General features: G+C 40.3%; 22 protein-coding genes. 7 read left to right on the top strand and 15 right to left on the bottom strand.

From position 1 onward, the window contains the following. Positions 1 to 75 precede the first annotated feature (75 nt). Positions 76 to 2,679, bottom strand: a complete 2,604-nt coding sequence (locus tag EOD41_RS01270) for a glycoside hydrolase family 38 C-terminal domain-containing protein (protein WP_127702969.1) — start codon at positions 2,677 to 2,679, stop codon at positions 76 to 78. 116 nt (positions 2,680 to 2,795) lie between these two features. Then, complete coding sequence (locus EOD41_RS01265; RefSeq protein WP_127702968.1) at positions 2,796 to 4,934, bottom strand: glycoside hydrolase family 31 protein; 2,139 nt, start codon at positions 4,932 to 4,934, stop codon at positions 2,796 to 2,798. Positions 4,935 to 5,111: 177 nt separating this feature from the next. Between EOD41_RS01265 and EOD41_RS01260 the strand changes: the two genes are divergently transcribed. Then, the gene (locus EOD41_RS01260) at positions 5,112 to 5,303 is read left to right on the top strand and encodes a hypothetical protein (RefSeq protein ID WP_127702967.1); all 192 of its coding nucleotides are present in this window, start codon (positions 5,112 to 5,114) and stop codon (positions 5,301 to 5,303) included. A gap of 6 nt (positions 5,304 to 5,309) precedes the next feature. Further along, positions 5,310 to 6,152, top strand: coding sequence for an SPFH domain-containing protein (locus tag EOD41_RS01255; RefSeq protein WP_127702966.1), 843 nt, complete (start codon positions 5,310 to 5,312; stop codon positions 6,150 to 6,152). A gap of 441 nt (positions 6,153 to 6,593) precedes the next feature. Here the strand turns inward: EOD41_RS01255 and EOD41_RS01250 are convergent, their stop codons facing one another. Further along, on the bottom strand, positions 6,594 to 8,366 hold the full coding sequence (locus tag EOD41_RS01250; protein WP_127702965.1) for a tetratricopeptide repeat protein: 1,773 nt from the start codon (positions 8,364 to 8,366) through the stop codon (positions 6,594 to 6,596). Between the two features lie 207 nt (positions 8,367 to 8,573). Between EOD41_RS01250 and EOD41_RS01245 the strand changes: the two genes are divergently transcribed. Next, on the top strand, positions 8,574 to 8,951 hold the full coding sequence (locus tag EOD41_RS01245; protein WP_127702964.1) for a hypothetical protein: 378 nt from the start codon (positions 8,574 to 8,576) through the stop codon (positions 8,949 to 8,951). Between the two features lie 38 nt (positions 8,952 to 8,989). Beyond that, positions 8,990 to 10,111: an AI-2E family transporter gene (locus EOD41_RS01240; protein WP_127702963.1), complete on the top strand. Its 1,122-nt coding sequence runs from the start codon at positions 8,990 to 8,992 to the stop codon at positions 10,109 to 10,111. A gap of 85 nt (positions 10,112 to 10,196) precedes the next feature. Here the strand turns inward: EOD41_RS01240 and EOD41_RS01235 are convergent, their stop codons facing one another. From EOD41_RS01235 to EOD41_RS01215, 5 genes are all read right to left on the bottom strand, one after another. Then, the gene (locus tag EOD41_RS01235) at positions 10,197 to 10,919 is read right to left on the bottom strand and encodes a superoxide dismutase (protein WP_127702962.1); all 723 of its coding nucleotides are present in this window, start codon (positions 10,917 to 10,919) and stop codon (positions 10,197 to 10,199) included. 128 nt (positions 10,920 to 11,047) lie between these two features. After that, positions 11,048 to 11,731, bottom strand: a complete 684-nt coding sequence (locus EOD41_RS01230) for an HAD family hydrolase (RefSeq protein WP_127702961.1) — start codon at positions 11,729 to 11,731, stop codon at positions 11,048 to 11,050. Between the two features lie 52 nt (positions 11,732 to 11,783). Next, positions 11,784 to 12,317, bottom strand: a complete 534-nt coding sequence (locus EOD41_RS01225) for a DinB family protein (protein ID WP_164849855.1) — start codon at positions 12,315 to 12,317, stop codon at positions 11,784 to 11,786. 81 nt (positions 12,318 to 12,398) lie between these two features. Further along, on the bottom strand, positions 12,399 to 13,691 hold the full coding sequence (locus EOD41_RS01220) for an MFS transporter (protein WP_127702959.1): 1,293 nt from the start codon (positions 13,689 to 13,691) through the stop codon (positions 12,399 to 12,401). A gap of 129 nt (positions 13,692 to 13,820) precedes the next feature. Next, the gene (locus EOD41_RS01215) at positions 13,821 to 15,398 is read right to left on the bottom strand and encodes a sensor histidine kinase (RefSeq protein ID WP_127702958.1); all 1,578 of its coding nucleotides are present in this window, start codon (positions 15,396 to 15,398) and stop codon (positions 13,821 to 13,823) included. A 430-nt stretch (positions 15,399 to 15,828) separates the two neighbouring features. On the opposite strand from EOD41_RS01215, the gene EOD41_RS01210 reads away from it, so the two are divergent. The 3 genes from EOD41_RS01210 to EOD41_RS20610 all read left to right on the top strand — a co-directional run bounded on the left by EOD41_RS01210 (position 15,829) and on the right by EOD41_RS20610 (position 17,994). Further along, the gene (locus EOD41_RS01210) at positions 15,829 to 16,179 is read left to right on the top strand and encodes a hypothetical protein (RefSeq protein ID WP_127702957.1); all 351 of its coding nucleotides are present in this window, start codon (positions 15,829 to 15,831) and stop codon (positions 16,177 to 16,179) included. A 551-nt stretch (positions 16,180 to 16,730) separates the two neighbouring features. Next, complete coding sequence (locus EOD41_RS01205) at positions 16,731 to 17,765, top strand: LacI family DNA-binding transcriptional regulator (protein ID WP_127702956.1); 1,035 nt, start codon at positions 16,731 to 16,733, stop codon at positions 17,763 to 17,765. Positions 17,766 to 17,829: 64 nt separating this feature from the next. Beyond that, positions 17,830 to 17,994, top strand: a complete 165-nt coding sequence (locus tag EOD41_RS20610) for a hypothetical protein (protein ID WP_164849854.1) — start codon at positions 17,830 to 17,832, stop codon at positions 17,992 to 17,994. Between the two features lie 3 nt (positions 17,995 to 17,997). Here EOD41_RS20610 and EOD41_RS01200 read toward each other — a convergent pair whose 3' ends face one another. The 7 genes from EOD41_RS01200 to EOD41_RS20605 all read right to left on the bottom strand — a co-directional run bounded on the left by EOD41_RS01200 (position 17,998) and on the right by EOD41_RS20605 (position 25,637). Further along, positions 17,998 to 19,065 (bottom strand): phytase, encoded by a 1,068-nt coding sequence (locus EOD41_RS01200; protein WP_127702955.1) that lies wholly within the window; start codon positions 19,063 to 19,065, stop codon positions 17,998 to 18,000. 9 nt (positions 19,066 to 19,074) lie between these two features. Continuing rightward, a complete protein-coding gene (locus tag EOD41_RS01195; RefSeq protein ID WP_127702954.1) occupies positions 19,075 to 20,106 on the bottom strand; it encodes a hypothetical protein in 1,032 nt (343 codons plus the stop codon). Between the two features lie 25 nt (positions 20,107 to 20,131). Further along, positions 20,132 to 22,843 carry a TonB-dependent receptor gene (locus EOD41_RS01190; protein ID WP_164849853.1) on the bottom strand — a complete coding sequence of 904 codons (2,712 nt, stop codon included), beginning with the start codon at positions 22,841 to 22,843 and terminating at the stop codon, positions 20,132 to 20,134. Between the two features lie 228 nt (positions 22,844 to 23,071). Beyond that, the gene (locus EOD41_RS01185) at positions 23,072 to 24,475 is read right to left on the bottom strand and encodes a tetratricopeptide repeat protein (protein ID WP_164849852.1); all 1,404 of its coding nucleotides are present in this window, start codon (positions 24,473 to 24,475) and stop codon (positions 23,072 to 23,074) included. Positions 24,476 to 24,890: 415 nt separating this feature from the next. Next, the gene (locus EOD41_RS01180; protein ID WP_127702951.1) at positions 24,891 to 25,088 is read right to left on the bottom strand and encodes a hypothetical protein; all 198 of its coding nucleotides are present in this window, start codon (positions 25,086 to 25,088) and stop codon (positions 24,891 to 24,893) included. A gap of 105 nt (positions 25,089 to 25,193) precedes the next feature. Then, positions 25,194 to 25,469 (bottom strand): hypothetical protein, encoded by a 276-nt coding sequence (locus EOD41_RS01175; RefSeq protein ID WP_127702950.1) that lies wholly within the window; start codon positions 25,467 to 25,469, stop codon positions 25,194 to 25,196. A 9-nt stretch (positions 25,470 to 25,478) separates the two neighbouring features. Next, positions 25,479 to 25,637: a hypothetical protein gene (locus EOD41_RS20605; protein ID WP_164849851.1), complete on the bottom strand. Its 159-nt coding sequence runs from the start codon at positions 25,635 to 25,637 to the stop codon at positions 25,479 to 25,481. Between the last annotated feature and the right edge of the window lie 70 nt (positions 25,638 to 25,707).

The following is a 25,707-nucleotide window of genomic DNA, read 5'->3' as shown; positions in this document are numbered from 1 at the left end:
CAGCTTGGTTTTAAACTTCAATATTACATTAAAATCAAGCAACAATGCAAATCAAAAATCATTTATTTATAGCTGCTAATTAGTTTTAGCAGGATTGATAAATTTTATTGTACGAAAGCCGAACCTTGGCATTGAAACCAGTACCGATGGTTCACCTTTTGCATTTTGGGTTATAACAAGATCTTGCTTTGTATTGCCGTTAAGTTCAACCAACTGAGCTCTGTTTGCACTAAAGTCAAAAGCGATCTTCTTTTCCTTATCGTCTGATTCGGCGTTAAACAACCTTACCAGCATATCATTGCCTTCAAATATTACCGATGATACCTCGTAACCGGTACCTTGTACGTTTATAAGTGAGCGTACAATATCATCTACTTCGGGTTGTTTGTCAAGCAGCTTAACGCTAAGCGGCTCATTCCACTTATCGCTTTCTGTCCATACAGAAGCATTATCCCACTTACCGGCATGCGGCAGCAGTGAATAATTGACCAGCGTACGGCCTTCTGCCTTATAGTTTCTGCCCCACAAACCTACGCCGGCATACTGCAATGTTAAACCCAGTGTATGATCTTTACTATGCGCGTAGTTTGTTGTATGATCGGTAAACACAGCTATACCTGTAGCGCCTTTACCATCAGTCACATCAACCCAGTTAAGCAAAACGTTATTTTTAATGCTGTCCCAACGGGTAAAGAAAGTGTTTTCCAGTTTACTTTCGGTAACATCGTAAGGCGCATTTTTATATATCTTTTGATCTTTTAACGCTGCCGGGAACAGCACCATCAACTTCTCGCGGTCGTTATAAAAGCCTTTATGATTATCGGTGGCTTTGTAAGTATTAGGCGCTGTTGGCTCACCAATTTCAGGGTTGCCAGTGTAATCTATAGCTACCTGCATATCAATACGTTTCTGTCCTTGCGCAAGCGTTAATACTTGAGTGAACTTATGTTCACCCAAACTGCCTTTGATTTGTATTTTAGCCAAAGCCACGCCGTCATCAAGCACTGTTACTTCAGCAGGCTTATCCTTGCTTGACAGGTATGCCTTTTCTTTACCAAAATAGCCACGCAGTTCATTAAATCCGCGTTCACTCGCTTTATCAACAAATTCACGGTTAAGTATGCGTTTTGCTATAAGGCTTTCAATTATACCGCCTTTTGCGGGGTTTATAATAATGGTGTACAGGTCAGTTTGCAGTTTGTACCTGCCGTCAGACAGTTTGCTAACTATATTACCTTTGACAGGCGAACCACCTTCAGCTAAGGTATAAGTTGTATATCCTAATGATGGCACGGCGGCCTTAAAAATAAGTTTGCCCACTGCAGATGTAGTGTCTTTAACTATTTGAGATGGTGTAGGGTTATTTGCCCTGTCGGTCACCATAATATGTTTCCCGGCAAGTGAAGCGGGAATATCAACACTCACCCACTCGCTGCGTGCTATGCCAAGCGTATTATAAACACGTATGTATTTCACATTACCAACTTCAGCAACGCCATATTTCACGCTGTCGGCCACGTGATTTGTTACGGCGGTCCATTTCACTACCTTATCGGCCCAGGTATTACCCGGACGGCCATTGTAAGGCACTATCCAGCAATCATGGTGTTGCGATAGCATCAAGTTACGCCATGCTTCATCAATGTTCGCCTTTGGCCATGCCGCGTTATGATAAACCTTATTAATGGCGGCAATCTTTTCAGCCATCACTATATTATTTTCAGCATGCCTTACATTTTGAGCCAGCTTTTGCAACACCTGCGATCCCCAAACCAAACTTACCAGCACATCTTCCTGACTAAGTTTCCAGTCTTGTTTTGGTGATTTTATAGCAACGTTTTCAAAATAGTTGCGCCATGTGGTGTATTCAGTTGGCTGATATGATTTGCTGCCATTACCAAGATATAAGCCATTTCTCCAGCCGGCATCCTGCAGTGTCATTCCTACCGGATGTTCAATACCATACGCAAATGCGTCATTTACATATTGGGCAGAGTTATAGAATGCGTTGGTTTGCCATGTTGAACCCGGCAGCAGCTTTTCTGTAGCATAGCGTGGCACTGTTATCAGCTTTGTGCCATCAGGGCCAACCCAGTTTACAAGTTCGCCACCAAACTCGCGCACGTAACCGCCCCAGCAGGTGTTAGGGTTTTTCAGCGAAGCGTATTTGTATCCGAATGATGTTAATATTTGTGGCAAAGCGCTGGTAAAGCAAGGTTCTTCAGACGAGTAGGTAGTAAATTGCGCCGTAGGAAAATGCGCCATTACCTTTTCTATACCGTACTTAAACTGGCGGATGATACTTTCACCTGAAATATTGTAGGTGTAGCTTTGCGCATAACCGGGGTTTACATACTCGATACGCATACCCGAGGCCGACTGATCGGCCATCAGCGCCTGAAAATCTTTATAAGCCTCAGGGTCTTTCACCCTGGCATCGTCCCAGGTTTCAGGTTCAATTTCAATATTGATTTTCCATTGCGGATTGTTTTTTACCATGTCGGCCATAAAGCGGGTATTCCAAACCGGGTAATGCCCCCAAATGCCTCCATGGTAGCCATCAACAAACCATGCTTTTTTTTGCTGCGCAAAAGTTGTAACCGATATAAGTATGACGGCAGAAAGTGCCGAAAGAAATTTAGTAGGGCAGGAAAGCCGCCTTGAATTGTGACAGATCATGCTATAAAACAGGTATCGCTTTGGTTTTGTTTCTGATTGTTCAGAGCACCAAATATAGTCAATAAATTGATTTAGCAGATTTCTATCTGAAATATTACAAGCGGCATCGCCTGATCTTATTGGATAACTTGCCAGCCTTTGATATTATATCTTTTCAGCTTATAATTTCCCGAACGTTTGGCCATGCCTTTGTTGTTAATATAATTAAGCGCTACAGTGTTATAAGTGCTTTTTTCATAGTTGAAGGTTACACCATCATCTTCAAACAAAGTAGTACTTGCTGTTTTGCCGTATACACGGCAGGTAATTTCAAACTTACTTGATGGTGTAATATATTCAACAGGTTCGGCTAATGGCAATATGGTACCTTCCTTTACAAAAAGCGGCAAACCGGTATAATTACAGGTAATGGAATATTCTTTTCCGCCGGTGTATTTTTGTCCGGTATTGAAATCATACCAGACACCTTCAGGCAGGTACACTTTACGCTCGTCTGCCTTATCGGTTAACGGCGCCGCCAGCAAGCCCTGCCCTATCATATATTCATTGGAAATATTGTAAACGTTTTTATCGTTCGGGTAATCAACTATCAACGCTCTGAAAGGTGGTATACCTTTGAAATGGTAATCGGCAAAAGCGTTGTATAGGTATGGTACTAAACTCATGCGCAGGTTAAGCAGTGTACGCACGTCAGCCTCAATCTGTTTGTCATTAGCCAGCAGTTCGTTTTTATTGTTCTTTTCAACATTTATCTGCAACCAGGGTGGATTGGTAAGATACCATGAATTATAAAGTGTTTGCGCCGATAATACGGCCGTTTGACTGCGACGCATTAAATCTTTTATTGACGCCGATTCGCGCACCTCAGGCGACCAGATCAGGCCTGAAAATCCCGAGTTGGTAACCATCCTGATATATTCATCATGATCATAAGTATCACTATACAAAGCAGCAGGATATGATGACGCGAACGCGTTTGATGCCCTTACATCAAGCAGCGTACGGATATTCATCTGCTTATAAATATTATAAACCGCTTTTTGATACAGCACACCAAACATCTGATGCATTTGTTCGCCATCTATTCCCGAAGGAAAAGAACTGTGTTCAGGAAAACTCCATGTAGCGCTGCCATATGCTAGGTTTGAATTATCACATTCGTCCATTTTAAAGCCGGATATGCCCTTTTCAACAAATGTTTGTTTGTGATAATTTGCAAACAGGTTGCTTGCAGAGCTATCGGCAAAGTCGGGTACCAAGCCGTTCCACACCAGGTAATTACCTGCTTTAGTTTTTAACGGTTCATATAATGGTGAAGCCGGATTTACAAAGGCATGTTCCCATAAGTTAATATGGAAACCGCGCTGCTTCATGGTGTCAATAAATTGACTTGGTGAAGGAAAGTATTTTGGGTTCCAAACGTATGAGCATGAATAAGCCGTTGTTTGCCATTTCGGCTCGAGCCCAAGCACATCACACGGCATATGGTTATCCCTAAAGTAGGCTGCCATTTTGCCAACCTGCTGCTGGGTGAAGTCGGCTTTAACACGATACTTTACACCCAGCCCCCACATAGCCGGCAATGCGCCACCTCCCGAAAACAGGTTATAACGCTGCAATACCTGCAACAATTCTGGGCCTTCAAAAACATACACCTCTACACCCTTGGCACCCGGAATATCAGCTGTAACAGATCCGTTTGCATTAGCTTTATTTTTATATAGTTCCTCTACAGAATTACCACCATTCGATTCACTCAACGCTTTTGCGCCGTTGTTAAGTTTGTTGGTGCTGCCGCAGTAAAATGTAGTGTACCGCGATGTATTAATTAAAATCCCGTAGCCTTTATTAGATACATAAAAAGGGATCGGCGCATGAGTATAGCCCAGGTCGTTTAGCGGATTATCATTTACAATTGGTTTCTTCCTAAGTCCTCGTTGATTGAACGAACCTACTTGCAACCCAAAGCCATATAACTGCTCGTCATCTTTCAACGGGACCTCAACTACTGCTCCTCTATCGGTAATACTTATTAAAATGTCTTTTATATCAAACGGTAATTTACCTTTAGGTAATGCTTTCATAGCGGCAACCGCAGGCTTTTGATCGCAAAAATTATAAGGGTTAAATTTATCAGCAACGCCAAAGTTTAGTTTGATAACACCTGGCGCAACTTCCACTTGTTGTACCGTTTGCGCATCAAGTCCGGCATATTTCAGTAAAAGCAGGAACAACAAAAAAAATTTAAATTTCATTGTTACAATTGGTTTTGTTAAGCGTCAAACTTACATATTAGAAAACAAATAAACGGTTTAGTATACCACTACAAAATGATATTAAATGACACTTTACCACATTAAGAGCGTTTTTTATTACCTGCATTAATACTACATTTACCATACTGGCAAGCTACCTTAACTTAAACTTTAACTATGATACGTTTCCTGCTTTATCTCATACTGGGATTAGCATCGTCGGTATTCCTGCTTACATATGGTGCCGACCGTCTATCTCAGCCAAGCGACCTTTCAGTTTTTATTGGTGTAGCCGAAATACTGCTTGCCATAATTTTGGTGGCATTGATTATTCGCTACATTTATCTTCAGTTAACCCTAAACAAGTAATTATATATGGAACCTTCTAAACTTAAGCGGATATTTCAGATAGCCGCAGTTGTAATTGTTGTCTTTTTAGTTTGGCTGATTCAGCCTATTACATATGAAAACATTGATGCAGGTAATGTGGGTATAAAGATCAATCTTTATGGTACCGATCGTGGTGTTGATAATATCACTATTGTAACCGGGCGCGTATGGTACAATACATGGACGACTAAAATTGTTGAATTTCCAACTTACACCCAGAATGTAGATTACGACCCTTTTGTTATTACCACCAAAGATGCTGCTGAGTTTCAGGTTGACCCAAAACTGAACTATCATGTTAACGCTAACCTGGTACCACAAATATATCGCCAATACCGTAAACCGCTTAATGAGATTGAACAGCAGTTTATGCGCAATACTATTTATGATGCCTATCGTATTGTGGCCAACAGCTTTACTTCAGACAGCGTTATGAGCAACCGGGAAAAATTTGAAGATAAAATACAAAGCATACTTACTAAAAATCTGGCTAAAGATGGTTTTATTTATGACCAGCTAACATCGGCGATCACCCCCCCGGCATCTTTAAGGCAGATGATAGACGAAAAGAATGCGTCTATACAGGCGCGTCTTAAAGCAGAAAACGAAGCGAAACAAGCAATTGCCGAAGCACAAGTACTGAAGGCAAAAGCCGAAGGCGAAGCTACTGCCTTGCTTGTTAAAGCACGCGCCGAATCTGAAGCAAACCGCTTAAGGCAGCAAAGCCTTACACCGTTACTGATACAAAGTCGATTTATTGAAAAATGGGATGGTAAATTACCTACTTATGGTACCACCCCACAGCTTTTTAAAGATATAACCAAGTAACTCGTGTTCCCCGCCAGGTTGCTTATACCTGCGGGGACAATAGAGTTACCATATTAGGTTTACCACAATTAAAATTCTGCCTTAGTTACCGTCAAGCACGTAGGTTTTACCGTCGCAAAAATTGCAGCGATATCGCTTTATAGGTAAAAAAAAGAGGACGTTTTTAACAAAAAAACCTCTCTTGGTACGCAAATCAAGCGTACCCCTATTGCATTTCAAACACTGCCGGGTGTTTTGGATCAGTTTCATTTGCTTAAATTTAGTCCACTACAGCATTAACTGCAGCGAGGGGATTAACTGCTTTTAAATCAAATTTTACTGTCTTAATATAATCCTATTAAACAGAAAAGTTAGGCAAAGCTACTTTAAATGGCATTTAAACGGCATATTACGGGGTGGACAAATGCGGGACAAAACGGATTTAAACAACTACAGGCTATATTAAACAGCAAATATTAATGTCTCCAGAGTAGTATCAGCCGCCAGATTGATTTTTTTGCGCAGACGCTGGCGCGCCTTCTTTATACCTTCGGCTGTAATGCCCAACATACCTGCCATTGCACGGTTGTCAAGTTTTAAACGTATAAGCGCCATTAAACGCTGGTCGGTTTCACTAATAACCGGATATTTCTCCTTTGCCCGCTGAAAGAAACCCGGATGTACACGGCTGAAAAGTCGCTTAAATTCATTCCAGCTCGCATCCGTCATGATATGGGTTTTGAGTAAACTGTTAAGTTGTTCAGTTTGCTTATCATCCGCGAACTGAACATTAAGGTGCTCAATTTCCTGCTTAAACTTATTAATTATGCTATTCTTTTCCTCAATACTATGTGTGTAGCTCAACAGTTCCTTTTCAGCGTTTTTTAGTTCATTGTCAACCCTTTTATTTTCAAGTCTCAATACATCGCTTTCGTTTTTTGCTTTTATAAGCATACGGTTATAAACAAGCCCTATTATTACAGCAAGCAGCACCACAAATCCAATTATAACATTGCGCCGCATACCACTTGCTTTTTCAGCGTTTTGTATATCTATCAAACTTTGCTGATAATTTTCCTGTTCCCATTTGAGCCTTATACGTTCAATAGCATCGTGATTGGCTTCTTTTTTTACACTATCAGTTGACTGCTCATATATTTTACGAAATTTTAGCGCATTATTTAAGTCTCCTGTACGCTCATAATATTCGGCTTGCAGTCTGAATAATTCTGTCTTAAATTCAGGCTTCCTTAATCCCATACCATCCAACCGCACTGCTTCTTTAAGCTGTCTACCTGCCTCAGTGAGTTTATTCCTCGAAATGTTTATGGCAACCAGCCGCAATAAGGCTATCGCGGCGTTTAAGGTCTCATTATACTTAATGGATGTATTATAGTCGGCAGTAATATATGGCAAAGCTTCATCATATTTATTTTGCATGAAGTATACTGAACCAATGTTACCTGTGACTATACCTATCCACGTACTATCTTTTTTTGCCCGGGCAACATTAAGCGCTTTGTTAAAGTACACTAATGCGCTATCATATTGCTGTACATTTCGATAGGTTAAACCTATTGTGTTTATAGTGTTTGTACTTAGCCTTGCTCTGCTTGTTTTGTATTTCAAAGCTTCGAGGGCATAACTGCGGGCATTTACATAGTCATCCACATCATAATAAAAGTCGGCTATCTGAAACAAGTACAAACTCATTTCGGGCACCTTATTATAACCCACTTTCTTAAACTCGTCAAGCGAACGAAGTATATAATTGATAGCTTTTGTATTTTGATGATATGTAGAAAAGTAAATAGCCATCCGATGCAGGTAAATACCTTTCTCAACAGCCATTCCATTATCATGCGCAAATTTTACTGCCAGTTTGTGATAGGTTGTACTTTTACTATTCAATCCGTTATTCACCGAAAAATAATCGGCACGCATATCATAAACAGCACACTCAAGTTTCTTGTCGCTGATGTCTTTAGCCAGCTGTGTAAGCTGGTCAAGACACTTCATTGCTTGTGACGGCGACAGCTTACGGCAGGTATTTTTATAAAGATTACGGGCGCTTTCAATCCGGCTGCTGTCGGGAAAATGTCTGACTACATCAAAAAAACCGTATTTGCCCGGAAAAGCGTCCTGAGGTTGTTCAACCATACCACAATTTGCTGCAAGCGGAACGCCTGTTATGCAAAATAGCACAGCAACAATTAAAAAGTATTTAGGGGGCATTTACTTTTTTATCAACTATCCGGGTGAAATAATATGTGCAAAATAATATTAATACTGTACACATTAAATAAAAAGTAAAAAACTAACACTTAGTAAAATGCTAAAGATAATATGTTAACTCTTTAAACAATAGAATATATTAACATGTTAGCTTATTATACATCGGGACACTGATTACCGCTATTAAATTCTGTAAAACGGAGATACATGATGAAAACTTTAACATTTATACTTACAGTAATACTTTTGCACACGTGTTTAAATGTTAAAGCGCAACACGCCTATTCGGCAAAGCAATATCAAAAGCGGCTTGGTAAAATTGACACACTATGCGATGTAGTATCGGCAGTAAATATTGTAAATGATACACTCACCATACTTGCCATGGGCGGTAAACCACCTTATCAAAAATTTAATGTGGCGGCAAAAGGGAACAGGGTAAATATGGATTTTACCCGGCTTAAAGGTAAACGGGTTTGCGTAATTGCTACATTTATGATGAATAAAGGCCGGCCGGAAGTAGTAGCTACCCGTGCAGAAGAATTTGTAGTTGATACACTGCCGCGGCGCAATGGCGTACAATAACAACATAATAGCTAACCAATGGCTATAACAACTTTTTTATGATTGAATTACCTGTAACCGTAAAACGCTCGCTTGAATTATTAGGGTTGATATTGGCGGGGGCACTGTTTGTATGGGGCCAAACCATTATTATGCCCTTGCTAATGGCTTTTTTTATCAGCCTGATGCTGCTGCCTGCATTAAGATTTTTCCGCAAGCACAAGGTACCTGAAGCTATAGCCATCTTTCTACCAATACTATTGCTTTTTATAGCCATTGGTTTAATAGTATGGTTTTTTTCTTCGCAAATCGCTTCGCTTGTAGCTGATTTTCCGCAAATAGAAAAAAACGTAGGCAAGCACTTAAATGAACTGAGCGGCTGGATAGCTAAAAAGTTCAACTATTCGGTAAGCGAACAATTGAAATTTGTTGATGAACAAAGCAACAAGCTACTTAGCTCTACTGGTGCCATACTTGGCGGGGCAGCCGGCTCAGTTGGCGATGTGTTGCTATTTTTCGGCTTGATACCAATTTACATTTACCTGATATTGCTATATAAGGATCTTTTGTTACGCTTTGTATTTATGTGGTTTGATCCTCCGCAACATAAAAATGTGGAAGAAGGCATGCGCGCTGCAGAAAGCATCATCAAAAGCTACCTGATAGGATTACTGATACAGATCACCTACATCACAATATTACTGGGCGGCATATTATTTCTTTTCGGAATAAAGCACGCGTTGCTTATCGGAGTGATTTTCGCATTTTTAAACCTCATCCCATACTTGGGTGCTTTAATCGGCAATGTGATAGGCGTGCTGATCACACTGGCTTCGTCAACAGAAATATTGCCAATATTTATTGTGCTTGGCGCAATAGCATTTGTGCAATTTCTGGATAATAATATTTTGATGCCGCGAATAGTAGGTTCAAAGGTAAAGATAAACGCGCTTGCAGCCATTGTTGGAGTTATACTTGCGGGTACGCTGGCGGGAATATCAGCGATGTTTTTGGCGCTGCCGATTATTGCTGTATTAAAGATCATTTTCGACCGTTCGGAACAATTTAAACAATGGGGAGTACTGCTTGGCGACGAACGCCCCGCGCAAAGTCCGCTGAAGTTTCCAAGCTTTCGAAACAAAAAAAGTACTGATAAACCGACCACACAGGAAAAATTATAACTGCTTACAGTTAGGCTGTTTATCATCCTAAAAAGCCGCTTCATTATTACATGAAACGGCTTAATTGTATCTAATTTAAGAACTATTAACCTAGCCTTTCAGCTACTTTATCCCAGTTAACAACATTATACCAGTTCTCAATGTATTCGGGACGCCTGTTTTGATATTTCAGGTAATAAGCATGCTCCCACACGTCAATGCCTAATAATGGCGTTCCTTTTATTTCGGCATTATCCATCAAAGGGTTATCCTGGTTAGGTGTTGAGCCAATTATAAGCTTGTTGCCATCTTTTACTAACCATGCCCAACCCGAGCCGAAACGTTTGGTGGCTGCATCGGTAAACTGGGCTTTGAATTTATCGAACGAGCCGAAAGAAGCGTTTATGGCATCTAACAACTTACCTTGTGCTGTACCTGCACCCGGCGCGCGCATGCTCTCCCAGAAAAAGTTGTGGTTCCAGGCGCCACCACCGTTGTTGCGGGCACCGGCGGAAAGTTTTGACGCGTTTGCAAAAAAATCTTTCTCAGTAGCATATGCTATTTTTTCAGATACTATCAGGTCATTTACCTTTTTTATATAGGCTGTATGGTGCTTTGTATAGTGAATTTCATTTGTTAGCGCATCAATATGCGGCTCAAGTGCCTGATACTTATATGGAAGCGGCACTTGTTTAAATGCGAAGGTTTCGGCGCCTGCACTATCAGGCGTTGCTGCTATAGCATTAGCGATAAATGAGTTCCCTACACTTATGGCTGCTGTAGCAGCAAGTGTATTCTGGATGAATTTTCGGCGGCTGTTATTTTCCATGACGGTACGTTTTTAAGGCGTTTGTTTATTTGAATGGCTAACTTAGCATTTTATAAACGCTAAGCTATACCTTATGTTTATAAACGGTCTAAATAGCCCCATTATTTACGAAACTGTTACAAACAGCATTATAGCTGCCCAAGAATTTCACGGATGTTGGTTATGCTTTGGAAGCGTTCGTTATCAATTTTGTCTTCGATAACCTCGTGAGCCCAGGTGATATGATAAGGGACATGTATGGCCCATCCGCCCATATTTAAAACCGGCATAATGTCCGACTTAAGAGAGTTTCCTACCATCAGCAGTTCGTCGGGCTGTATATCCAAATGACGGATAAGCTTACGGTAGTTTGCTTCATCTTTTTCAGACATGATCTCGATATGGTGAAAATAGTGGGCTAAGCCCGATTTGCGGAGCTTACGTTCCTGGTCGAGCAGGTCGCCTTTGGTAGCAACCACAAGCCGGTATCTGCCTTTAAGGGCGTTCAGTACATCCTCTACCCCTTCAAGCAATACAACCGGCTCGTCGAGCATTTGCCGGCCCAGGGCCAATATATTTTCAATGATTTCGATGTTTACCGTGCGATTGGTAACAGTTATAGCGGTTTCAATCATTGATAATATGAAACCTTTAATACCATAGCCATACAACTGCAGGTTTGCTATCTCGGTTTTAAGCAATTCGCGCTCAAGGGCATGCTGCTGCAAATACTCGTTCAACAAGCCGTAAAAAGCTTCTTCTGCACGCCTGAAATAAGGCTCGTTTACCCACAAGGTATCATCGGCATCAAAAGCGATAACTTTTATACTCATGCGGCAAAGATGCAATTTTTACCGCATCACAAATACAATGAATTAGCGCTTATTATACTGCCTCTTCTTCAAACGCTTTTTGCATTTTTTTAAGCTGATGAACATGCCTTTGAGTATGGTACAACACAAATGATGCGGCCTCGAAACGGGTAAACCAGCCCGCGCCGGGAACTTTAAACGAGATACAGGTTTTATCAAGATCAAGCGATTGCACTGAATTAAGAACGTTCTCTCTAATTACTTTTAACGCCTGTATCATCTCTTCCTGATCATAAGCCTTTTCTTCAGGCACAACGAAATCAGGCGACTGCATTTTAAGGTCAAAATTCAGAAACTGCGCTTTAATCTGCTCAACACCTGCGTCGGGCTCTCTGTTTGTATCAGTTACCCGGCCATTCAATACATCGTTAAATCCGGAAGCCGACATACGTATATGCTGCGCACATTGCCCCGGCGTCCAACTACCCGGATAGGGTACAGAATTAAACTCTTGATTATTGAATAATGCCGCTTCATCAATAAAGCTTTGCAGGGTACCGCTTAATTCATCAAGCAGTTTTGTCTTTCTTTCTTCTGTTATTTCCATAGTAATAGCAAATGTCGAAAAGATTGAAAACATTCGTGCTGTGCATAAACGACTACTTAGGGGTGCGTTTGCGACAATGATTTATGCATAATTAGCCGACAACTTACGATAAGCGAAGCTGCGCATGGCCAATAATGTTACAATCAATCCAACAATGCCTGCCAGTGTAAACAGCAGCGCTATGCCACGACTGGCACCTGTACCAAACCATGCGCCTATGGCTTCAGCGCCTGCACCGTCTGTCATAAAAGGAATAAAAATAAATTGCGCTATTGGACCAATAACAAATGCCGTAATTGGCGATGCTGCCTGCTCAATACTTTGCGCGAAACCAAACACCCTGCCCTGCCTTTCGGGCGGTATAAGTTTTTGCATAATTGTTTGCTCACAAGCTTCAACAACGGGTATCAGGCACAGGTAAACAAACATGCCAATAGCAAGTAAAATAATAGAAGCTTGTATTGTGAAGAAAATACATATCGTCCACATCACAATGTTTGATATAAACAACGTGTACAGTGGATTAGCACCTAATCCTTTTTTGGCCACTATTAAACCGCCAATAATAAAACCAAGACTTAACACGCCCCATAAAATGCCCCACACTTGTACTGTGACCAATGATAGACCGTAAGCGTCCATTAGTGACATAAAAATACCCCCTACAAAATTATTGAAAGTGTTGAAAAAGATCAGCCCGAATAACCCGGGCACTTGTTTAACCGCCTTGATGGTGCCCTTTATGTCGATTTTTTGTGTTTTATGTCCCTCTGAATGCATTATGTCTTTTTCATCTATGCGAATAAACCATAGATGTATCAGCGCAAGCGTAGTAAGGATGAGCGCAAATATAAGCGTCCAGAAAATACCTAAGAACCCAATAACCATTCCGCTGAATATTGATGCAACCAAAAACGAAACGCCGTTGGCTGTACCAACCATACCATTGGCTTTATCCCGACTTTCTTCCGGTATTAAAATGGTTACCAGTGTTGACAAAGCGATGGTGCGGATATTGCCGGCTATCGCGCCGAAAAGATTTAACACAACAAATACCCAAAGGGCTGCACTTGACGGATCTTTGAATGCTTCTTCTGGTGTGCTGATATAGATAACGGCAGCTACAGTATATAATACAAGCGACAGCACGCTCGACAATACCATACTAACTTTCTTTTTATACTTATCGACTATTGAGCCAAGAAAGAAACCGGAAAAAGCAACCGTGCCTAAATATATACCGGCCATTACTGATGTAGCGAACACCGACTTAGTTTCAAGATAAAGCCAGAAGGTAACCGCAAACCAAACAAACATATTAGTTAAGAACGCGGTAAGCGAATTTACCAGTACGGCATAAAAGGTTTTTGTCATACAATAGGTATCAGCAGTAATTAACTGTTAACATCAAAAATATAAATGATGTTTACTGTACAAATGTATCGGCTTTATTAATACGCCGGCAGGGTGTAATGGCGACCAATTAAGGGGGCAATAATGCCATTACTGTGCATCTAGCCATGCAGCAGCTTCATCCTTTTCTGTAAAAAAGCGGGCGGTTATCTGCCCTAAAATAACATCAATGCTTTTTTGTGCCGACATACGGCTGAATGTACTGGGCGAATATATCCAGGCAAAATGCTTTAAGCCCGCAGCCTGCATCGCCGGAAACCAGTAATCGCTGCCCCAATCAACCGCTTCAGACCAGTTGCCGATAACATAGGAGTTATCATTCAGCACTTTTGTACAATTGTTTTTGGCCAATAAATCGAGCATTATCAAACAACCTTTCTTAACCGAATCGTAATTTTGATAGCCCAACCAGTTTGACTCAATCTGCTTCTTTTCAGGATTATAGTTTATTTCGATGAAATTGCCTATATAATATGTTTGGTTGTCAGTGTCAATATCAATAAGCTCTTGTTTGCCGTTTATGGGCAATAAAAAATAAAAAGTTGAGCCTTCGCCTGGTACGCTTTCAATCCAAAAACTGCCATTGTGCCTTTTTATAATATCTGATGCAATGAATAACCCAAGTCCTAAACCCTGAAACTGCGTTGAACGGTTATCTACCCGATAATACCTGTTAAAAAGGTTATGCAAATTTTCCGGCTCAATACCAATACCAAAATCCTGAACAGATACTACAATATTTTCCTGATGTATTTGTGAGCGTATGATTACTTTATTTTTACCGGGTGAATACTTAACGGCATTACTTAAAAAGTTGGTAATTATTTGTTCTATGCGTAGCCTGTCTCCATTATACAAAACATTTGCTCCTTGCTCAAGTATAATATGATGATCAGGAGCTGTTAACTGAAAATTTTCTACTGCCTCTTTTAAAGCTACGTCAAATTCAAATTCGGCTTTATCATATATAAGCTTACCGGCGTTAATCTTCGAAATATCAAGCAGATTGGCAATAAGCATTTGTAATCGGTCTGATTGCTGGCGCGCTTTTTCAATAAACACATATGCACTTTCATCAGGCGAAACTTTCTTTTCACCCAACTGCAAGAAAGCTTTCAGTGAGGTAAGGGGTGTTTTTAATTCATGGCTTGCTACGCTTAAAAATTCATCCTTTTTATTTTCGGCTTCTTTTTGTTCATGTATATCAGTATTAGCCCCAAACCACTTTACTATCTTCCCTTCGCTGTCTTTAACGGGTATACCTTTAGCAAGATACCATCTCCATGATTCGTCAACTTTTCGCTTTAGCCTGTACTCAATTTCATATTCCGTCCCTCTTCTAACAGAACGGTTCCAGGCCTCAGTTGCTGCATTAAGATCGTCCGGATGAACGGCTGCGGTCCATCCCCAGTCAAGAGCTTGTTCGGCACTAAGCCCGGTATACTCATAAAACCGCATGTTAAAATAGTCTACACTGCCATCAGCCCTTGTTGTCCATATAACTACAGGAAAATTATCAGCTAAAGTTTTGAAATGATCAATACCTTCAGGCGACTGGTTAGAAAAAGCGCTGTTATTTGAAGTTGAGAGTAATTGCTCTTTTAAATAATTATTTTCAGCTTTAAGGGCTTGCAGTTCGTCAAGTAAGTGTTGCGTTTGATGATCCATTAATCAGTAAACGGTGATACCGGTTAAAAAGCTAAATATAGAATAGTATAATTTTGTTTGAATATATACCATTATATTTAGTTTTTAGCTATATCATAAAATATGCGCAATTAATCATCCTTACCTTTACTTTTTCTGATTACCAGAAACAAAGCAATAGCAACAAATGCTATGGCGAAAACTATGGCGAATGGTAGAAGCATGGCAGTTCGATTAAAGATCTATTAACCACACAACAAAAGGAAAATAAATAAAGTTTTAGTTAATTTTTTTCAATGATATAAGTTTTGCAAGTTATTTAGAGAACTAAAATCATGGAACTGCTTGTAATCTAATATTAACAACTATAACTTTTAATAATACTGATTAACATAATGATAACATTGAATTAACTGTTCAGCAACATACCTTTGCTTCATACTTAGCAGATATGAAACAAGTTAAACCAAAATCGTCAATTAAATTACTTCGCGAAAGCATTAAAAATGATGTAGTAGCCAAACTTAAGGAGGCTACTGCGGCATTGGGGCAAAACTCAAAAAAGCTTGATAAAAAAATAGAAAAAGAATCAGGGCAATTGGCTAAAAAAATAGCTAAAGCAATTAAGCCTGCTAAAAGCAACGAAAACACTTCGGTTGAAACAAAGGCTGAAAAAACACCTGTAAAAACAAAAAAAATCACGAAAGCTGAAAAGTCTGCAGCGAAAAACGGAACTGCTATAGCTGATAAAGCTGAACCTGTAAACATGGCACCGGCATCTGCAAAAGCAAAAAAGAAATAAGCTGCCGGTATCGAAATCTATTTTCTAAAAACTGTCCTTCAATAAAAAACCGTCTCACGTTTGCAGATGAGACGGTTAAACCAATTATTAATACCGGCAGAGCTGCCGTTGTAGAGGGGATAAGTGTAAGTGCTTATTAAGCTCTTCATTTATACTTCAAAGATGAGGCAGGATGCTTAACAGATGACTAATAAAATATTAATACCAATAAATATTTTTACGTTTTCTAAAAAATAATCTGTACAATCCACTTTAAGCTTTTTTATCTTATCAGTTGATTACCAATCATTACGGTGGATTCAACATCAGTATTAATTTCTTATTAATGGTAGCTGCTACTTTTACAGAAGTATGAGCATAGTATGAAATTAAGGTCTGGACTTTGTTTAGCAGTTATGTGTAGTGTTTTACAAAATATTCACAACTACTTATAAAATATCGATTTAATTGCTCAGAAAATGGGAATAATTATTACTATTGCTAAAATTTTAGCGAAATTTTAGCTACCTATTGTGAAACGCTAAAACCATAAACTATCACAAGTATAAAGGATGTCAAAAAAAAGATTATCAATAGTTGATATTGCTGAGAAGCTGAATATTTCAAAAACGTCGGTGTCGTTTATTATGAATGGCCGTGCTCAGGAAAAACGTATTAGTCCTGAACTGGTTGAACGCGTTATGAAATTGGTTAAAGAAGTTGGCTACAAACCCAATTCGCTTGCCAAAAGCTTACGTACCGGTAAATCAAATATTATAGGTTTAATTGTTGAGGATATTTCTGATCCGTTCTTTGGCGCGATTGCGCGCCTTATAGAGGATAAGGCATATAAAAACGGATATAAAATTATTTATTGCAGCACCTATAATGAAACACAGCGCACCAAGGAAATGATCAATATGTTCCGCGACAGGCATGTTGACGGTTACATTATAGTTCCGCCTGAAGGAATTGAAGAGGATATAAAAAGCTTACAGGACGACAATATGCCGGTTATCATGTTTGACAGGTATTTGCCGCTTGTTGATACTGATTATGTAATTGTAAACAACCAGTTCAGCGCGTATAATGCTACACAACATTTGATAGGTCAGGGTTACAAAAACATTGCGTTGATAAGCTTTTTCACCAATCAAACGCAAATGCTTGATCGTATAAAGGGCTACAAAATGGCGCTAAAAGAGAATAACCTTAAGCCTTGTATAAAGGAACTTCCGTATACGCAAAACACCAAGAGCCTGGTTGAGCCTATTACTTCATTCTTAAAATCAAAAAAGAACATTGATGCTATACTGTTTGGTACCAACCGCGACGCTACCTGCGGATTGAAGGTAATAAACAACCTGGGTATCCGTATTCCCGATGATTTAGCTGTAGTAACTTTTGATGATTCAGACGCATATGAACTTCATACACCGCAAATAACCACTATTGCACAGCCGGTTGAGGAAATTGCCGAAAGTGTAATATCAACTTTACTTGCTAAGCTTAAAAACGGCGGCGAAAATATAAAAAACCAGTCGATAATATTACATACTGAACTTATTATACGCGGTTCGTCGGTTGCTAAAAGCGTTAAAGCGTAATTATCTGACAATGATAACATTAAAGTAATATTAGTTACTTTAACTTTGTGTAAAACCTGTTATCATGGACGTCAACTATCCAATTGTAGGTACTGTTATTGCGGCCGCAATAATGTTTCTCATCCTTCTTATTCGCAGGAATATGAAAGATGAGAAAACATTTGAAAAAGATTTAAATAAACTGGATAAGAGTCCTGAAAAACATGACAGCGGCGAAGCCAGCTCGTAAAAGCTACTTCCTGATGTCAATATCTTTGCCGGCGATATCTTCCCATCGGTAAAACTGGAAAGTGCGGTTATCGCTCATGCCTACAAAAAGGCCGTGCTTAAAATCATTGTTCAATGGTACAGATACCACGTCAGACCCATCGCTGTTGTTGGTTGACATAGGTATGCTTTTTACAAACGCGTTGTTACCTTCACGCTTAAATACTTTAAACTGGTTGGCCGATTGATCAGACACCAGTACATAACCGGTACTATCAGTAGTTTTATAAATGCTGATACCTTCGTGATCTTCCTTAAAGCCGTCCTTAGCGAAAACAGCAAGTTCAGCGTCCCCTTTTGAAGGGTCGGCATAGTATTTACGCACACCAAACTGCTCGTCTGAATAATATACATAACCCAGTTCGTTATCAACGGCAATTGCTTCTATTTCCTTTTTTCCGCTGTATTTGCCAAACTTACGTTTTAGCATAGCTTTCACGTTGCCTTTACCATCGTCGGTCAACAAATATTGCCACAAGTACCCCCCATCCTGCGGACCGGTTTTACGGCCAACAATAGCATATATTTCTTTTGACGGACTGATGTATAAAGCAATACCCATTAAATCGCGGAAGCCTTCTCCTGTTTCGCCCTCAAATACAGGTATGCCGCCATTATCAACCGGCTTCATATCAGGCAATGAAAATATCCTGAGCTTATGGGTTATTCTTTCGGTAGCTACCGCGATGTCGACAGGTTTACCATTAAGCAACAGGCCATAAGCTATATCAACATTATTAGGACGCTTAAGACCATGCACTACTTTATCTTTAATGATCTTTCCTTTCAGATCGAACACATACAAACCGCCGTTCTCGTCTTTATCAGTTCCTATCACCAATGATTGTGCAGGATCGGTTGGGTTTATCCATATAGCCGGATCGTCGCTGTCAAACTTTACGGCTTCGGTTACGTAAAGCGGTTTTACAACACTATCCGCAGCAACAGTGCTTTGCTGCTGCGATGTGTTGTTTATGCAGGCACCTAAAAAAAAGGCGCCTGCAGATATGATTATTATAATTTGTTTATGCATTGGTTATTATTACTTGTTTAGTACCAGGGTTATACCATCGGTTTCTTCATCGTCGTACTCACCTTTAAGCGTTAGCTCAAGTTTGTCGCCAACAATTTTAAACTCACCACTATACTTAAATTCTTTCTCGGAGCCGTCTTCTTGTTCGATATCATCAGCAAATTCAACAGCGCCTTCAAGTGCTTTGATATCAAGCTCTTCAATACCGCCTTCAATTTCTATCTCTTTGTTAACGGTTTCCGTTTCGCCGCATTCGTCAACCTCTTCGGTTTCTTTTAATACAACAACCGCTTTAAACTCGCCGTACTCAAATTCAACTTCAATCTCTTCAACGTCGTCGGCAGACAGTCCCTTAACATCTTCATTTATTAGTCCAAACAGGTTTTTAAACTTTGTAAACTGGTCGGCATCATCAATGTCAAGCTCGTATTTACCATATATCGACTCATCGTCAAGCACCTCAAATTCAAACTTGTTTGCTGTATTTACAACAACCTTTTCGTCTTTAGCGTCAACCGAAGTCAGCTTGATTTCGAGTTTCCGATCGTCAGCATTAAGTACTTTGTCGTCAAACAGATCAGGATCGGTTTCAAACTCAATCTCTATTTCTTCTACTCCGGCCGGGAAGTCAACACTACCTTTACCTGTGGCTTTATCAAACTCAAGGTGCAAATCGATGTTTTCATCTTCCGACGTTGTGCAATCGTCTATCTCATAAAACGCTTTGGCATCCTTAATAAAGTCTGCAAGATTAGAAAAACCTTCATGATCGGTAACTTCAAAGTGCACGCGCACGGTTTGTTTAAGCGGAACAATACGGCCTTCCAATTCTTCACCGTCAGGGTCAACCCTGTCAATCAGTTCAATTTTGAAGCTAAATTTATCTTCATCCTCTATCTCGCCGTCGCCTTCATCCGCCAGGTTAAGTATCTGCGGAAAGTTGCTGCCTACATTTGGCTTAATTACGTTATCGTTCTTCTTATCGCAAGCCACCATGGCAAATACTAAAAGCGAAAGAACGCTATATTTTAATTTTTTCATTTGTTGTATTGATAATGGTTACCTGTTATAAGTTAAACTTCACCCCAAAACGCATCCAGTATGAGTAAAACTCGCGTTGGATATACTGGTTGGCATTGCCCTGGTAAGCCTGCAGCGGCTGATTGGTTAGGTTAAGCGCTTCGACAAACAACCTGAACTGATTATTTATAGCGTAACCCGCTGTTGCGTCAAGCTGCATACGGTTTTTGATGTAGATATCCTCTTCTTTAGTACCGCCAATTTCAGACAGGTAGCTGCCGTTGAAGTTAAGTGATACACGGGCAGAGAACTTGCGTCCTTCATAAGCCAATGAGCCGTTACCCACATGGTTAGCTTGGCCAGGCAGCCTAATCTCTTCGGTAAGGTTAGCGTTATCTGCAGATGCCTCTCGGCTTTGCAGCCTTGCTTTTGAATGGGTATAGGTATAGTTCAGGTACAGGCTGAAATCCTTTAAGAAAGGAATGAACGACAACCTGCGCTGAAAAGCAACCTCGGCACCCATTACATCGGCATTGTTACCGTTTTGCGATTGAGTGATGTCGATATTTGAAATAATAGGCGTGCCGGTAGTTGGATAAGGTGAATTAAAAGTTACCCTGCGGTATATAAAGTTATCCAACTGTTTGTAAAACAGGCCCGCTGATACAATACCTACCGAACCGAAATAATGCTCGGCCATCAAATCGTAGTTTACTGCGCTTACAGGCTTAAGGTTGGCATTTCCAATAGTTGCTAAATTGTCTTCCCGATTAATTTCCTGTGACGGGATGATCTCCGAGAAATTGGGACGGGCATATGAAGCTGTTACAGCGGCGCGAAGGTTAGTTAATTTATCAAGCTCATATTTAAAATGTACCTGCGGTAACACAAAATCATAAGTGCTGCTGCCTGTTACAGGACGGATTGCCTCAAGGTCGCCGTTAGGGGCAATAATAACGTCTTTCGAGTCGTAAGTTACTTTTGTACGCTCATAACGCACACCCGCCAAAACCATCAGCTTGTTTATTTGCTGGCGGCCCATCAGGTAAGCGGCCAGTACATCTTCAGATGCTTTGTATGATTCTAATGCCTCATCAGAAGCTTTATCGGCTATCTGCAGTTCGAACTGACCCGGGTTAGCATTAAAATAGTTGATCACTTTTGGAATATCCAATGGATTACCCATCTCATACCTGCCGCCCATATATTTATCTTTTACCGGAGTACCGGCAAACTGATCGAGGTTTGGCACACCGCCCAGATTTTCAAATGTATTTTGGGTAATGGTGTAGCTTTTGTCTTTCGAGCGCACTTTAGCGCCGAACTTCAGCAAACCATCGCTTCCGTTTATTTTGTACGGCACCCCTACATTGAACTTTGCGGTGATGTTTTTATCTTTTGCAATGGTGTTGCCCATACCCAATTCGTCAAACTCATACAACGAATTGTTGGTATAGTCTTCATCGGCCTCAATTTTAGGGAATTTGGTATCAGCGAAATTTAAAGTACTTGGTATACCTGCTACAAAACCTGCTTCGTTATCGTAAGGCGTATTTTGCTCGGCATAGCTGTACTGTGCTTCATAATCAAGCAAAAAGCCTTTGAAGATGTGCTTGGCACCAGCGTTTAACGACAGTACGGATTGCGATTCGAACCTGTCTTTAGTTAGCTTTTCAATCTCTTCATCTTCAGGTTTGAAAACATACCTGCGGCGCCATTCACGGTCGGTAAAACGTGAGTACAACGTGCGGAAATAAGCTTCATGGTGGTTGTTGAAGCGATAGTCTAACGTTGAACTTAAGCCTAAACGGGTACGGGTAAGCTCATAGTCACGCAGCTCAACTTCATTGTCATCAATAGCGCGCTCAACACCGTCAGATCCAAGGTTGTTTTGATAATAGTTGCTGTTTAGTAACACCCCAAACTTTTCGTCTTTACCAAAGCGCTGACCATATTGCAGTTGGCCCTGCATGTTGCCTTTGTTCATCAGGTTATTGTAACCGCCGCCTACAAAGCCCAGTATAGTTGGTTTTTTGCTTTGTGCCGACCGGGTAATCAGGTTAATTGAACCACCTATCGCGTCACCATCCATATCAGGAGTTAAAGCTTTACTAACCTCGATAGACGCCAACTGATCTGATGGAATCGCGTCAAGCGCTACATAACGCACATCGGCTTCAGGCGATGGGATCTGCTCACCGTTTACACTGGTGTTAGTAAACTGCGGCGCCAAACCACGTACCGACACATAACGGCCCTCACCCTGATCACGCTCGATGTTTACACCGGGTACGCGTTGCAAGGCTTCGGCCGCATTAGGGTCAGGGAACTTGCCAATCTGATCGGCAGCGATGATGTTTTTAATGTTATCAGCATTTTTTTGCTGGTTAAGCGCTTTGGCCTGTCCCTGCGTGTAACCGGTAATAACAACGTCCTGCAGTACCGATTGGCTGCTTTGCATAACTACGTTGACAACTGTAAGCTGGTTAGCCACTACATTAACATTAATAACTGTATCACGGTAGCCAAGATATCTAACGGTAAGATTAAGATTGCCGGGGTTTACATAAAACTGGTATTCACCATCAAGATCGGTAGCGGTACTGCTGGTAGTACCGTTAACCAGCACGGTAGCGCCGGTAAGCACTTCGTTATGTTCGCGGCTGGTGATCTTCCCTTTTATGATGCCCCTTTGCGCCATGGCAATGGTGCTTCCGCATAAAATAAAGGCTAAAAAAAGTAATGATCTGAAATTCATAAAATATGTTTTGTGATTCGATGCCGCAAAGATTATCTGAGGCATCGGGAAACGGCGATTTTGTGCCGTTACAAAATATATACAAGCCTTAAAACACCATAAACACAATAGCAACAAGGAGCAACATTAAGAATTTAAATAACTTATAATCAATACATTAGCATGTAACATTTCAGCCATTAAGTTTTTGTTAATCAATAGTTACCGTAATTTTAACAGAGAAAACACCTACAGATTTTGCACAAAAGCACCCAGATTTTCACCTTCAGGAAGATTGAGTTTTTTTCGAAGACGATAGCGCGAAATACGTAAACTATCCTGTGATATGCCCAGCATGGTAGCAATATCAGCCGAGCTAAGGTTCATTTTCAACAGGGCCAGCAACCGCATATCTGACGAGTTAAGGTGCGAGGAATGCTTTTTCACACTATCGAAAAAGTCCTCGTGCACCTGCTCAAATACAATCCTGAAATCTTCCCAGTTCCTGTCCTGATTATGGTTCATGCTGATAAGGCTCAGTAGTTGCTTTAGTTCTTTCCGCTGATCGCGCTTATCATCTTTTACAATGGCGTTTAGCTTATTCTTGAGTTCTTCAAGCAACTGGTTCTTTTGTATCAAATGCAGCGTATGGCTGGTAAGTTCTTTACTTTTTAGCTCAAGTTCTCCCTTTAGGTTAAGCTGACTTTGCTCGTGCAGCTTTTGTTCGTTCTTTATTTTAAGACGCTGCCTGCTGATGATGGCATAACCGAGCAAGGCTATCAAAACAGCGATAACACCAGCGGCTATGGCGATGACCCGGTTTGTGATTTTTTCATTTTCAAAACGGGTAATGGCATTATCTTTCTGTTCAATTTCAAACAGCGTTTGCAGCAATGCCATTTGTTTTTCGTTATCCTGAGTATATATTTCTAAAAAGATGTTTCGTCCGGCCTCGCTGTAATAATAAGCACTGTCGTTACGGTTAAGCAGGTTAAACGCTTTCGACAGATCACGGTAAGCACTGCCCAGCTGGTATTGGTCGTTTAGCTCCTTAGCAAGATTTGCTGCCTGGTGTGTATAAATTAATGACTGTTTATATCTCCCTGATTTCCGGTACACATCGCCAATGTTGTTGATTACTTCTATTTGCGCTATTCGATTATTGCCGGCTTTATCAAGTTCAAGCGCCAGGGTAAAATACTTCAGTGCTGTATCTAATTCCAACTTATCTTCATGCAGGCTGCCCAGATTCTCATAAATCTTCGCAAGCCCGCTCTTGTCATTCGTCTTTTCATATTCACGCAGGGCAAGCTGCTGATACTTTACACCCTTATCGCGCGCGTTCGTCTTTTCATACGTTTGCCCAATAAAACCATAGGTTTGGGCAATGCCATGTATATTTTTTAACGACTTATAGATGTTTAATGATTGCAGGAAGATTTTTTCGGCAGCTTTATATTGCCTGCCGTGGTAATATGTTTCTCCAATTTTGTTTAGATTAATGGCGATGTTTAATTGCGCATTTTCGGCCCTAAATAGTTTATCAGCCTTAAAATAATTGTCGAGCGCCTGTGAGTAAGCAGCCTGATAATAAAATAACCCGCCTATTTTTTCATAACATTTAGCAGCGGCTAACCGATTATTTGTTTTCAAAGCTGCATTTAAGTCACGCTTTATTTTAGCGAATTCACCAGCAAGATCGGTTTGCGAGCTATTTGTTTGAGCTAGTACCTGAATAGTAAATATTAACAATAAACAGCATGTACCGATATAGTATAAAAACTTGTAATACAATTTGTTCATTAGCAATCACGCCTTAATAGACGCTAAAAGTAATAAGACAGTATTAAGTAATTGTTAATATCTATTTTGTTAAATGCCTTAACAATTTGTAAATAATCCACCATGACAATACGTCTATTACTTTGATGATAGATATTAAAGCGGAGCTAACGATACTTAAAAAGCGTAAAGCCAATACTTCAGAAGTATAAGAGTATGCATTCGAGTTATGAGAACGGGCAAGTGCATACCGCATGGTTATAATTGTTATATCAGGCAATAAGCCTTATGCAGGCATCTTAAAACATTCGAAGCCATAAAGCTCATCAGGCCCTACTCCGCATATAAAAAGATATTCAAATTGTGATGCGTGTATCCGCTTCAGTAACTGAAACATGGTGCGTGTAGCACCATCATGCCCTTCTGTAAGAATTTCAGCAAAAAACAAAACCCTGGTTTTTCGCTTAGGCGTAATGTTCTTCATATACGCCAAAAATATCCGGTGGGTATAACCTGGATATTAAGTTATTATTGCCTTAACCGAACGGTTGTGTATAACTGATTAAGGTATTGTTAAGCAGCGCATGTTTTACATCGAGCTTATGTAACCGCCTATTGCTGCACCTAATTTCTCAACAACTTCTTCATCAAGCCCACCGTCCTGCTGCTCCCAGCACTCCGGTTCGTCGCATGTTTTTATCAATGTGCATAAATGCTCGTTATTTGAAATAACGATGTATGTATCATTACAAGGCACAACAAGCAAATTACTATATTCACCAATTTCATAAAGGTCAACCTCTATATGAAAAGCCTCTTCTGGCTGGGTCGTTTCGTCAAAATCAAAATCTTCGTTGCTGTTCATATACTCAATTTATCTTGCCGGTTGCTCACCGCCATGCTGCATATTTTTTTGGTCTGCCGACATATTACTTTCATTAGCCGATACACTGACGGCTTTTTGGCCACCCTTCTTTTTTGCATCAGCCGGAGTAACTACTTTCTCTGCTTTCTTTTCCTTTTTCTCCGTCATGATTTATACTCCTTTCAATTTAATAACAACATCTATCTTCTAAAAGTTTAGTATTTAATTACACTTAAAA

It is taken from the genome of Mucilaginibacter limnophilus, assembly GCF_004005815.1.
Lineage (GTDB): Bacteria > Bacteroidota > Bacteroidia > Sphingobacteriales > Sphingobacteriaceae > Mucilaginibacter > Mucilaginibacter limnophilus.
The sequence above is the reverse complement of the archived record's forward strand: the minus strand, read 5'-3'. Positions and strand labels throughout refer to the sequence as shown.